The organism is Cuneatibacter sp. NSJ-177, from assembly GCF_022867805.1.
Taxonomy (GTDB): Bacteria; Bacillota; Clostridia; order Lachnospirales; family Lachnospiraceae; genus Pseudolachnospira.
Map to the genome: position 1 here is coordinate 60,501 of NZ_JALIFO010000007.1, position 12,474 is coordinate 72,974.

Here is a 12,474-nt window from a genome sequence, read left to right on the forward strand (position 1 = left end):
GCCTGTCAGTCCAAAATCTTGCCGTCGATGGAAATCGTTTTGACCTGCCAGGGAATAAATTTCCCGCTGTTTTTCAGGGCGGTGACCGCCGCATGCTCGATGCCGCCGCAGCAGGGCACTTCCATGCGGACCACGGTCAGGCTCTTGATCTCGTTCCTGCGGATGATCTCGGTCAGCTTCTCCGTATAGTCCCCTTCATCCAGCTTTGGGCAGCCGATCAGCGTGACTTTTCCCCGGATAAAATCTTGATGGAAACTGCCATAGGCATAGGCGGTGCAGTCCGCGGCTATCAGAAGATTGGCGCCGTCAAAATAAGGCGCGCTGAGCGGGGCCAATTTGATCTGCACCGGCCATTGGCCCAGCTCGGAGCCGGAGGCAGCCTCCGCAGTTCTCATCTCCGGCTTGCCCTCGCGGGAAAGCCGGCGGGACCGGCTGCCCGGACATCCGGCGGAAAGAGGGGTCCCCTCTTCGCTCTTTTTTTTCTTTTTATTCTCCCTGACCGCTTCTTCATCGTAAGCGGCTGCCTCCCGCTCCACAAAGGTAATCGCACCAGTCGGACAGACCGGAAGACAGTCTCCCAACCCGTCGCAATAATCATCCCGGAGCAGCTTTGCCTTTCCTTCCGCCATGCCGATAGCCCCTTCATGGCAGGCATTGGCGCACAGCCCGCAGCCGTTGCATTTTTCCTCGTTAATCTGAATCACTTTTCTAAGCATCTGATTCTCCTCCTTGGCTGATATGTTAAATGAGAGTTTTTTTCTAAATCCTTTGCTCCCTTGACTTTCTGACGATAGTATAATAGAATTTTTCTAACCTGTATGTTGTTATAACAACGAAAAGGAGAAAAATGAACATTTCGTTTTTAACAAAAACCGTCTTATTCCGCGGAATCGAGGCGGATGAATTGGAGACACTTTTGGACTGTCTGAAAGCAGAGCGGAAAGTCTATGGAAAAGGGGAGACCGTCTATCACGCAGGCGATTCGGTTCAGGCCCTGGGCATGGTGCTGGCCGGAAGCGTCCGCATTGAAAGCGACGATGTCTGGGGAAACAAAAGCATTTTGGACCAGATCGGACCCGGACAAGTTTTTGCCGAAACCTATGCCTGTATCCCCAGCGAACCTTTGATGGTCAGCGTGATCGCCGCCGGAGATGCGGAAATTTTATTTCTCAATACCGGGAGGATGCTCCACTCATGCTCCAGCGCCTGCCCGTTTCACAGCAAGCTGATCCGGAATCTGCTGGCGGTCTCCTCCCAGAAAAATCTGAATCTGTCCCGCCGGATCTTTCACACCTCATCCAAGTCCATCCGCGGGAGGCTGCTGTCCTATCTCTCTTTCCAGGCCGCGCGGCAAGGCAGTTTTGAATTTTCCATCCCCTTTAACCGGCAGCAGTTAGCCGACTACTTGAGCGTGGACCGCAGCGCCCTTTCCAATGAGCTGAGCCGGATGCAAAAAGATGGATTGCTGACGGTTGAGAAAAACCATTTTGTCTTGGAACAGGTGAATGAAGACTGGAAGGCCTGATCTGGCCGCTATCCTCTTTCCCCCATTCATCTCCAATTCGGACAGCGGATTTTTATGGCGGGAAGCAGGAATGTTGCAGATACTTTTTGACAACAAAATCGGAAACTGTTATCATTACAATCAAAACTAGGAAGGAGTTTACCATGCCGGATACGATTATCCTTGGATGCCGGACGCTGGAAAATGAATTGGGGAAAGCCCTGACCGAATGTTCCTGTGATTTTCCCGTCCGGTGGATTGAATCGGGCCTGCACAATGTGCCTCAGCGCCTGAGGCAGGTTCTGCAAGAAAACCTCGACCGTTGCCAAGGCTCACGCCGGGTGCTGATGGCGATGGGATATTGCGGAAATGCCATCGCCGGACTGAAAACCGGTGATTTTCAGTTGGTTCTTCCCCGTGTGGATGATTGTATTTCCCTGCTTCTGGGCTCCTGTAAGGAACGTTTGAAGCTGACGAAAGACAACGGCACTTATTTTCTGACGGAAGGCTGGCTGAAAGGGGAGCAGAATATTTGGAAGGAATACCAACATACGATACAAAAATACGGGGAGGCAAGAGGACGGCGGATCTTTGACGTCATGCTCGGCCATTACCGCTCTCTGGCGCTGCTTGACACTGGCTGCTATTCACTGGAAGACGCCGGGGAGGAGAGCAGAAAAATCGCGGATACGCTGGGGTTGCAGCATCAAATCCTGCCTGCCACTCTAGCTTACCTAAAAAAACTTCTGAACGGCCCTTGGCCCGAAGAAGAATTTTTGACCGTGCCTCCGAACACGGAGATCAGTAACGCCGATTTAACCTTACCTTTGTAATATCCAATAAGGAGAAAAGCCTATGACCACTCAATGGGAGGTACGTTTTCTGCCTTCCGGCACAGCCGTGCAGGCAGCCGCCGGAACAACGCTCTTGGACGCGGCAAGGAAAGCCGGTCTTTCTCTGGACGCTCCCTGCGGCGGCCAGGGGACCTGCGGAAAATGTGAGGTTCTCGTCAAAAATGGAACAACGCCCGGCAGATGGCGGGCCTGCCAATTTCCCGTCACGGAACCTCTGCTCGTGGAAATTCCGGATTCTGCGATAAAAGCCAGCATTCTCACCGGCGGCGCAGCCGCAGACCTCTCTTTGGACCCGCCGGTCCGGAGTGTTTCTGCCGCAGTTGAACGCTGTCTCGCCGGTCAGGCTTCCTCCGACTGCCGCCGGGTACAGAATGCCCTGGGGAAAAGGACGCGGATTCCTTTAAGCGTCGCCAAAGACCTCTTCTCCAAGCTGGAGTTATCCGATTACCACCCCAACTTTGTTCTGTTTGAAGACACTCTCTTGGAACTGCGTCCAAATGACGGGCCGCTCTACGTTTTGGCCTGCGATATCGGAACCACCACGGTGGTTTCCTATCTCCTGGATGCGAAAACGGGCCGTCAGCTGGCGGTCTCCAGCAAACAGAATCCTCAGGCATCCTATGGCGCCGACGTCATCAGCAGAGGGAACTATTCCTTATCCGACAAAGAAAACCGCCTGACCCGGCTGATCCAGGAGTGCATCGACGAACTCTGCGCGGAAAATTGCGGGAAAGCCGGAATACAGCCGCGGGAAATCTACTTTGCCGCTCTGGCCGGCAATACCTGCATGCAGCACCTATACCTAGGAGTTTCTCCCGCCTCCCTTCTGCACGCGCCCTACAATGCCACCGTGGATGACATGCAGGTGGAGCGCGCCTGCGATTTCGGGCTGCACATCCATCCGGAAGGGCGGCTGGCTTTTCTTCCTGCTATCGCCGGGTTTGTCGGAGCCGACACCGTGGGCGTCCTGCTCTCCCTCCCGCCCCATACTTTTGACGAATTGACATTGGTCCTGGATATTGGCACCAACGGAGAAATGGTCCTGGGAAAAGGCGGGACCCTTTTCACCTGCTCCACCGCCGCAGGCCCTGCTTTCGAGGGGGCAAAAATCGAATGCGGCATGCGCGGAGGGGTAGGGGCCATCGACCATGTCTGGGAAAATCGCGGAACTTTGCAGTATTCCGTGATCGGAGGGGGAACCCCTTCCGGAATCTGCGGCTCCGGGCTGATTGATCTGACGGCGGTTCTCCTTTCCATGGGCCTCCTGCTCCCCAACGGCCGGTTTTCCAAAACAGCCCCGGTTGTCATGCAAGACGGAATGAAGCGGCTTCCGCTCACAAAGGACGGCCGCGTATTTCTCTCCCAAAAAGATGTCCGGGAGCTTCAGCTTGCAAAAGCGGCGATCGCCACCGGGATTTTGATGCTCTGTGAAAAGATGGCGGTCCGGCAGGAAGAAATCCAAAAAATACTTCTGGCCGGGGCGTTTGGGACGTATCTGTCGCCGGAAAGTGCTTGCCGTATCGGACTGATCCCCGGCTGCCTGTCGGGGCGGATCACAGCCATAGGGAACGCAGCCGGAGAAGGGGCAAAGGCGGCCGCTTTAAACCGGGAAAAGCTGCATGGCAGCCGGGATCTGGCCCAGAAAGTCCATTTTCTGGAGCTGGCGGCGGAACCGGCGTTCCAGGCTGCATATTTGAGACAGCTCAATTTTCCGAACGCGGCGGAATCCTAAACAAAAAACGCTGCTTCCGGACAGGAAACGGAGGACTGGGCCAGATTTTTGGCCAGCCGCCTCTCCTGACGGATGCAGCGTTTCTTATGTTCTTATCTGATACAGCGATGCACGCCCGTTATACTTCTTCGGAGGAAAATTCCGCTCTGCCCTGCAGCCAGACATCTCCTTTAAAGCGGCGTCCTCGCTCCGGTTCTCCCAGCAAATCCGTTTGATTGATCACCACCGACATGTTCACATCGTTGCAATCCACCAACATCCGGTACAGGTTCTCACCGGTCATAGTGTTCCGGATCGTCTCGACATTTAAAATCTCTCCGATGACGGCATACTGGTCGCACTCCAGCCCGCAAGGCATAAAGCAGGTATCCACGATCGAGTAGATATCCTCCTGGCCGATCCGGCCTGAAATCTCCTGCACCAGATTCATGTCCTCCATGGCCAGGGTTTCCATTGCCTTTTCATCGCCGTTTTTTGCCGCCTCGATCAGCATCCCCCTGGTCTTACCCGCCGCGCGGCTGCTGGACCTTTGTTTATCGGTCTTTTTCACCGGCAGCAGAATCTTCCCGGAGACAGACAAGCCGGTCAGGTAGATTCCGGTTATCTTCGCGCTCTCCGCGGAACCGGCCAACCGCCTTGCATATTCCATGCCGTTGCTCAGGTAAAAAATGAGTGACACCCCCAACGACGGGTCTTCGCACAAGCCACCATAAGCATTCTTGTCGCTCTGGCGCTCCACGATGCAAGGCGCAGTCGTAGAGATCGTATCACTGTCTGCATAAGGAAAAAAATACTCCTGGCGGAATTCCTTTCCTTCCTCATACTCCCCATAAATCCGAAGCCCAATGCGGTCTCCGAAACTTTTGCTCAGATGGCCAAACACCTCGTTGCCGTCGCGTACCAAAGAAGACGCTGTCGGGGAATGGGCGACGTAGTCCAACAGAGGCCGGACGGTGTCCGATTTCTTATATTTACTGAATCCTATTGCTCTTAAAAATTTGTGCATCATATCGGTTCCTATCAAATGTATGGTATGGTCATGCTGTGAAGCTCATTATAGTATAATAATCATTCTTTTGCAAGCAGTTCTATTTTCTTTTATATTAAAGCTATTTTGATATATTTAATTTGAATCATATCGTGACTTTTTGGCAAAATCGCGTTATAGTAAGAGCGTAATCGGGTTGGCAACAAACCCCAGTCATTTTTATCCAGGAGGAGAGAGAGTATGTCGTACGTAGATGAAGTGTTGGCACAAATTTCCGAGAAAGATGCCAATGAACCGGAGTTTCTGCAGGTCGTCAAGGAAGTATTAGAATCCCTTCGGCCCATGATTGAAGCAAAAGAAGACCATTATCGCGAGATTGCCCTGTTGGAGCGCCTCTGTGAGCCGGAGAAAATTTCCACCTTCCGTGTTCCCTGGGTAGATGATAAGGGTCAGGCCCATATCAACCGCGGTTTCCGGGTGCAGTTCAACAGCGCCATTGGGCCGTACAAGGGCGGTATCCGGTTCCATCCTACGGTAAACCTGAGCGTCCTGAAATTCCTGGGCTTTGAGCAAATGTTTAAGAATTCCCTGACCGGACTTCCGATCGGCGGAGGCAAGGGCGGCAGCGATTTTGATCCGAGAGGCAAATCCGAAGCTGAGCTGATGCGTTTCTGCCAGTCCTTCGTCCTCGGCCTTTATAAGAGCATCGGCGCAAATCTGGACTGCCCGGCTGGCGATCTGGGCTGCGGCACCAAGGAGATCGGCTACATGTTCGGTTACTATAAGAGAATCGTCGGTGAATTTGACAACGGAGCCCTTTCCGGCAAACCGATCAATTCCGGCGGCAGCCAGGGCAGAAACCAGGCCACCGGTTTTGGCGCTGTATACTTCGCAGAACAGCTGCTGAGATCTCTCGGCAGAGATGTGAAGGGCACCACGTTCTCCCTGTCTGGCTTCGGCAACGTATCTTGGGGCGTTGCCTGTAAGGTAGCAGAGCTGGGCGGCAAGGTTGTCGCGATCTCCGGACCGGACGGCTATATCTATGATCCCGACGGAATCACCGGCGACAAGCTGGACTACATGGTTGAGATGAGAAATTCCCGCCGCGACCGCGTGCAGGATTATGCCGACAAGTACGGCGTAGAATTCCATGCCGGCGAGAAACCTTGGGGCCGCGTGAAAGCCGATGTCTATATGCCTTGCGCCACCCAGAACGATATTCGCCTGGAAGATGCGAAGCGCATGGTGGAAGAAGGCCACAGCACGACTCTGATCGAGGTTGCCAATATGCCGACCACGCTGGAAGCCATCGATTATCTGAAAGAGCAGAAATGGGTCATCGCTCCTTCGAAAGCTGTCAATGCCGGCGGCGTAGCCGTATCCGCATTGGAGATGAGCCAGAACGCTCAGAAGCTTGCCTGGACCGCTGAGGAAGTGGATGCGAAGCTCCATGTGATCATGAACAACATCTTCACGAGCATTTCCGAAGCCGCCGAGAAATACGGCATGGCCGGCGATCTGATCGCAGGCGCTAACCTGGCTGCCGCTGAGAGAATTATCGTTGCGATGGAAGAGCAGGGGATCGTGTAACTGACAGCAAAAATGAGGTGCTGCAAAACTTTGATTTTGCAGCACCTTTTTGTATCCTGTCCCAACTACTTTTTCTGTCTATGTCGTTGTACTCGTCTCCGGGCGCTTAAACAGAGCGTCGGCAGCTTCCATGGCACCGCCTTCCTCCATCATTTCCACATCCTTAATCCGCTCCAAATCATCGGCATTATATTTTATTCTCCATCGAGTCACACAATTTTTCTGTTCCCCTTCTGCATTTGTTAATAGCAAGGAAACATTATAATACTGTACTCCGGATTTCGGCTCCTCCGCTTCCATATCTTCAACAGAGATGGTGAGAGAATAACTAAATGCCAGTGTATGAAAATAATTACGTCCTGTGCAATTTTTCATGAAATAGTCAAAATCACTCTCTGCAAAGAACGATCCCACTACTTTTTTCCAGCGCTCTGCTTCCTCTTCCTGCTCCGCAGATAAATCCTCCGAACTTTTTGACGCCGATTCATCCAAGGGAATATAGTGCATTGTGATAGGCGCAATTTCCTCGTTGGGGCACTCCAATATGGCTCTTAAAACAGTTTCCGCCGCCTGCGATGCCGCTCCAACCGCTTCCGTCCCCGCCTGTGCAGTAGTCTCGCCTGTTGTCTCCGGTGATGTGGAAGTATTCTCCTCCGTCTGGCAGGATACTACAAAGGAAAAGCAAACTAGTAACATAAAAATCCCCAACCATCTCCACGTTTTCCGATGCTCCATAAAGCCCCCTCCTTATTCATCTACTACAAATGCGACTATAGATACGACATTAGCCCCCCATACAAACATCTTTCCAAAAGTATTCGTATGGCTGGAATTATAACCAAAAGATGTGACTTCTATTGTAAACGGTCCGCCTTGTTCCGACCAGGCATCTCTTGTTTTCAGTTTCATGTCTCGTATGGGTTAGGCAAGAGGTTGTGCCCTAACTGCCTTTGTCCTGACTGCATATAACCAAGGTGTCAGCTTAGCTACTTTGCAGGGGTTTTTCCCATGGAAACGTTCTCTGCCAACTACTGGCTTTTTTATATTAGGTTTACTGTCCGTCTTCTTTATCTTTGTTAATCTTAGTTACCTTTCTAATGATAGGTAATAAAAACCATTGGAATCACCTCTTTGCTAAGTTAAAATTGCCAATACAACTATATTTGTATTGGCTAGCATTATAATAACACATTTTTTTAATTCTGTCAATTTCTTTTTAATGCTTGTCCATTCTTATTTTTTCTATAATACTCATTATTTTATTACATATATTAATTATTATTATTTAATTCTAATTTTACATCTGAACGATTAATGAATTAGACCATCTATCTAAAGCCATGAAAATTCAGTGTTTTTTTATCCTTTTTTGCTTTAAGCGTTGCATGTTTGTACTATAATGGACTTGAGGTGACATTTGTGAAACGATACTATGACAAGCGTCCTAAAGACCCGACCTATTCTGCACAGGTCGAAATCCACAATGGAAAAAAGCGACTTTTAAAAACGTATAAAACTGGACAAACATTCCTAATTTATTAAAAATGACAGATGATCCTCTTGCATATTTAAAAGAGATACTCAAAAAGATGAAAGACAAATACCGCCTAGCGAAGGTGTCCTATAGCCTCTCTGCGGATTTTAATGAACAGGTAAGACGCACCAACGGCGATGCTTCCTCTTCTACCTGATTTAACACCGGATATTTTTTTCTGTAAAGTTTCCTGAAAGACTTAAAACTTAAAGAGTTTTTTCAGAATATATGTTTCGATCACAAGATTACCCTCAACTGCTACAAACCCATCTATTTCTGACCTATGCCAGGATTACGGATCCCATGTCCAAACTGGCTCCCCTGCAAAAACTAGATTCTTACCGTGTTTAATGACTGTGATTATGGGCTTCTTTCTGATGACACACTTGTTACCATCGATTTCATGAAAACATTTGATAAGCATACCAATGACAATCTTTCTCATAATAATGTTTCCGCTAGATCGGCTCCACTACAAGCCGAAGGAATTGTTCGGCATGATTAAAAAATGTTACTCACATTACTGCAACATCATTTACCAAATGATTTATCATGTCATGACAGATCGACTCGCTGTACCCATACTCCATCGCTAATTTTTGTCTAGAACCTGGTTCTTCGGATTTTAAAACCAAGATAGGATCTTCTATATCGGGAAATCCTATATCGTATAGAGATGAAAAAGGACCTAGGCCATTTAAAACGCATTCGTTATCTGTTTTCAAATATCCCGCCATTTCTTATCTTTCCCCGCAAGAATCTCGTCAACCGTTTTATTCAAAACTTTAGCCAGCTCTACTAAGACTTCCTCATACGGCAATGTACCTTTTTCTCATTTTGAAACGGCCTGAAAGGAAATTTTTAATTCTTCAGCCACTTAAATTTGCGTCATGCCAAGTTGTTTTCTTTTATTTCCGATAAAACCCGATATTTTTTTGTTATCCAACATTTTGTATCCTCCGATTCAACAAGGTATTTCCATTATAATATATGGGTAAACCCCTTACAATAACCGGATCATTGAATCTATAAACGCCATTCTACCGCTGGCTGAATGCCAAAAGCTATCGGCAGATTCAAATATCAATGTAACCATTCAAAAAAATATTCTTTTTAATACGAAAAAGAGACGAGGATTTTCTTGTTCTCGTCTCTTTCTTCTCTTCCCTACCGCGGAATCACCGGCAGCAGCATATGGGAAGGATACTTCTCACTATGCAGAATCGTCTGGTGCGCGATGACGGCTTCTTTTCCGTATCCCATGGGCTCCGCCGTGTTCAGGTTCCGGTCATATTCCGGGAAATCACTGCTGGTAATTTCAATTCGGATCTGATGTCCCTTCTTAAAGACCAAACTGATCGGGCCCACCTTGAGGTCCACCGGATAGACCTCTCCCGGCGTCATATAGTGGGATTCATAATACCCGTCCCGGTACCGCATCCGGAACACGCCGGACAGATATCCATAGGCCTTCCCGTCGGGCAGCACGTCCACCAGGCGGACAAAGAAATCCGTGTCCACGGCCGAAGACTGGATAAAGAGCTTCGCCCAGATGTTTCCGGTCACTTCCAGATCCTGTTCCAGCGGTTCCGTGGTGTAGACCAGCATGTCCTCCCGCATCTCTTTTTCCCGGCGGTCTTTGATGATCCCTTTGTGAAGGTCGCTGTCCGTATTATCGCAGGGATTCAGCGGATCATAATCATATTCGTCTTTCTCCGTAAGGTGGGGCAGCTCAAAGCTTAAGACCCCGTTTCCCTTTAACGTCCGGGCATCACCTTCGCTGTCCAGATACAGCGGCGTATATTTTGTCCGGGCCAGCGGCCACTCCTGCTCATCCCGCCATACATTGTCGCCCATCACGTAGATCCGTACCGGAGCGCCGGTGTCCACACTGTCATTCCCCTTCAGATACTTATCGTAGAACTTCATAAAGCTATCGTACATTTCTTTTGTATAGCCGGAGTTGGGCGGGAACGTCAGCTCCCCATAGCGGACGCCGGAATTGGAGTCCGTACTGGTTCCGTACTCGGTGGTGTGAATCCAGGGCCCCAGCACCAGCCGGTGACTCTTTGCCAGTTCCGGATCATCGGTGCGGTGGGACAAAAGCTCAAAATTATCCGCCTGTCCCTGGCACATATAGTCAAACCACCCGGTATAGAAGAAACAGGGAACGTTCACGTTTTCAATTCCGAGAGGCTGTCCCATACGCTCCCAATATTCCTTATCGTCGCAGTGATCCACCCACTCATTAAAAAACTTTCGGATCGGAACCCCCTCAAATTTCAGTACCTCCGCGTCGAGGAACGGAAGCACATGACATTCCTCTTCATTCCGGAAGCGCATAATATACTCGATCTCTTCCCGTTTTTTCTGTCTTTCCTCTGGGGTGAAGTCCCCTTTTCCGCTTAAAATCGCATTCCGCAGCTGCTTCATATACCAGAACAGGCTGGTGCGGTGGGACAGCACTCCGTACATCAAGGTCGGCAGAAACCAGCCGCTGGCCCCGCCAGGCGCGGCCGCCGCCAGGGCAGGCGGGTTTGTGGAGGCAGCCAAAATCTGCTGGCCGCCGTTATAGGAGTAGCCGAATGTTCCGACCTTTCCGTTGCACCAGGGTTGCTCGCTGGCCCACTGGATCGTATCGTAGCCGTCATTCTTCTCATTGGCGAAAGGGGTAAACTCCCCCTCCGACTGGCCGCCGCCCCGCACGTCGCAGAGCAGAATATGGTAGCCGCGGAAAACGGTTTCATTGACGGAGTACACCTGCTTCGTGTAAAAACTTTCCTTTAAATAAGGCGTCCGCACAATCAGAACCGGCAGCGGCTCCTCGCTGACTGGCTCCAGATGGTCGGCCCGCAGGATTACCCCGTCCCGCATGGGAATTGGGATATTTTTATGTATTCTCACTTCCGTGATAGTATCCATTTTAAGTCTCCTTTTCTACTTTTTTGCAGAGAAACAAGGGGGGCCGAGCTCAGAGTTGCGATGCTTTCATAAGTAGATTCGCCTACGGCAAATCCTCTATGCCACTGCCGAGCTGGCGCGTGGCGTGTCACTGTTTTTGCTCGGCTGTTTCAATCACAACTGCATCCCCATCTACAGTAAAACGGGTGGAAATTTCCTGATTTTCGGTGATTTCTTCCATATACCGAACAATCTCCAGAAAGGCCGTATCCTCCTGCTTTACCAGGTGCGGATTGGAGTCATCATCGAGGAGTACGGGGAGATATTCCACCTTTTGGATCGCTCCGCCGCGGACCGTCATCCGGGCCAAAATGGTTTTATAGGAATCTTCCGGCATCTTCTTTTTCGAATTTTTCCAATCCTTGTTCAGTTTCATCATTTCCTGATGCTGGTCCTGCTGGTCCAGGTTCTCCGCAAAAGCCTGAGGTGGATCCAGCGCAAAATTTGCCAGACTATAGAAAATAACCTTTCCCTTGTAAACTTCAATCGGTTTTAGAATATGGGTGTGATGGCCAAGGATCACATCCGCCCCCGCATCGATCGCCGCATGGGCCACATCTCTCTGGTAATCTGCAAGAACAGCCGGGATAAAGTGGATGCCCCAATGAATGGAAAGCGCCACAATATCCACCTGCTTCCGCAGCATCCGAATATCCTCCAGAAGTTGTTTCAAGTCATCCCGGTGAGGGAACGTGTGAATCCGGCAGGGCGTTCCCGGCTGATCGTGCTCAATCGGCTCATACACAGTCAGTCCCCGCATGGGCGCGCAGCCAGGCCGGTCTTTGGTGGCATAATAATCCTGGGGAAGGATCGTATTGTATCCGAGGAATCCAATCTTCGTCCCGTTGATCTCCACAATAGCAGGCTTCCTCGCCTCACTGATATCTTTTCCCGCGCCGATCACTCGAAGCTCTTCTTTCTTCAGTACATCAATGGTCTGGAAAAAAGCTTCCCTCCCCCAATCCATACAGTGATTAGTGGCAAAGGAAATCACGTCGTAACCAGCCTCACGGATAGCCCCGGCTCCCTTCGGGTCTCCGCGCATCGGGAGCCTCGACTGGCAAGCCGGCGTCCCCACAGAGGCCAAACACGGTTCCAACTGACCGAAAACCAAGTCCCCCTTATTTAGGGTATCCCGAACCCCGTCAAAAATAGAGGATGGGTTTTCACGGTTCATGCCGATATCGCCGGTTGCTAAAAAAACAAAATCTTTTTCCATATTAAACTCCCGTTTCCATTAAATTTTCCACACAAAAAACAAGGGGGAGGCCAGCTCAGAGTTGCAAATCCTTTATGCCACTGCCGGGCAGG

The 12,474-nt window shown here is 50.3% G+C and carries 10 protein-coding genes; 4 read left to right on the plus strand and 6 right to left on the minus strand.

The window, feature by feature from the left end; all coding sequences use genetic code 11:
- Positions 1-5: 5 nt before the first annotated feature.
- Positions 6-716 carry a 4Fe-4S binding protein gene (locus MUB23_RS14050; protein ID WP_244801230.1) on the minus strand — a complete coding sequence of 237 codons (711 nt, stop codon included), beginning with the start codon at positions 714-716 and terminating at the stop codon, positions 6-8.
- Positions 717-847: 131 nt separating this feature from the next.
- Here MUB23_RS14050 and MUB23_RS14055 point away from each other — a divergent pair, with 131 nt between their 5' ends.
- From MUB23_RS14055 to MUB23_RS14065, 3 genes are all read left to right on the plus strand, one after another.
- Positions 848-1,525 carry a Crp/Fnr family transcriptional regulator gene (locus MUB23_RS14055; RefSeq protein WP_244801231.1) on the plus strand — a complete coding sequence of 226 codons (678 nt, stop codon included), beginning with the start codon at positions 848-850 and terminating at the stop codon, positions 1,523-1,525.
- 143 nt (positions 1,526-1,668) lie between these two features.
- A complete protein-coding gene (locus MUB23_RS14060) occupies positions 1,669-2,337 on the plus strand; it encodes a DUF1638 domain-containing protein (RefSeq protein WP_244801232.1) in 669 nt (222 codons plus the stop codon).
- A gap of 22 nt (positions 2,338-2,359) precedes the next feature.
- Positions 2,360-4,090, plus strand: coding sequence for an ASKHA domain-containing protein (locus tag MUB23_RS14065; RefSeq protein WP_244801233.1), 1,731 nt, complete (start codon positions 2,360-2,362; stop codon positions 4,088-4,090).
- A 118-nt stretch (positions 4,091-4,208) separates the two neighbouring features.
- Here the strand turns inward: MUB23_RS14065 and MUB23_RS14070 are convergent, their stop codons facing one another.
- A complete protein-coding gene (locus MUB23_RS14070; RefSeq protein WP_244801234.1) occupies positions 4,209-5,099 on the minus strand; it encodes a DUF3881 family protein in 891 nt (296 codons plus the stop codon).
- 219 nt (positions 5,100-5,318) lie between these two features.
- Here MUB23_RS14070 and gdhA point away from each other — a divergent pair, with 219 nt between their 5' ends.
- Positions 5,319-6,668 carry an NADP-specific glutamate dehydrogenase gene (gene gdhA, locus MUB23_RS14075; protein WP_244801235.1) on the plus strand — a complete coding sequence of 450 codons (1,350 nt, stop codon included), beginning with the start codon at positions 5,319-5,321 and terminating at the stop codon, positions 6,666-6,668.
- A 78-nt stretch (positions 6,669-6,746) separates the two neighbouring features.
- Here the strand turns inward: gdhA and MUB23_RS14080 are convergent, their stop codons facing one another.
- The 4 genes from MUB23_RS14080 to MUB23_RS14095 all read right to left on the minus strand — a co-directional run bounded on the left by MUB23_RS14080 (position 6,747) and on the right by MUB23_RS14095 (position 12,382).
- Positions 6,747-7,403, minus strand: a complete 657-nt coding sequence (locus MUB23_RS14080) for a hypothetical protein (RefSeq protein ID WP_244801236.1) — start codon at positions 7,401-7,403, stop codon at positions 6,747-6,749.
- 1,314 nt (positions 7,404-8,717) lie between these two features.
- Entirely contained in the window at positions 8,718-8,939 is a 222-nt protein-coding gene (locus MUB23_RS14085; RefSeq protein WP_244801237.1) for a hypothetical protein, read from the minus strand.
- Between the two features lie 430 nt (positions 8,940-9,369).
- Positions 9,370-11,124: a CocE/NonD family hydrolase gene (locus MUB23_RS14090; protein ID WP_244801238.1), complete on the minus strand. Its 1,755-nt coding sequence runs from the start codon at positions 11,122-11,124 to the stop codon at positions 9,370-9,372.
- A gap of 127 nt (positions 11,125-11,251) precedes the next feature.
- Entirely contained in the window at positions 11,252-12,382 is a 1,131-nt protein-coding gene (locus MUB23_RS14095; protein ID WP_244801239.1) for a CapA family protein, read from the minus strand.
- Positions 12,383-12,474 lie beyond the last annotated feature (92 nt).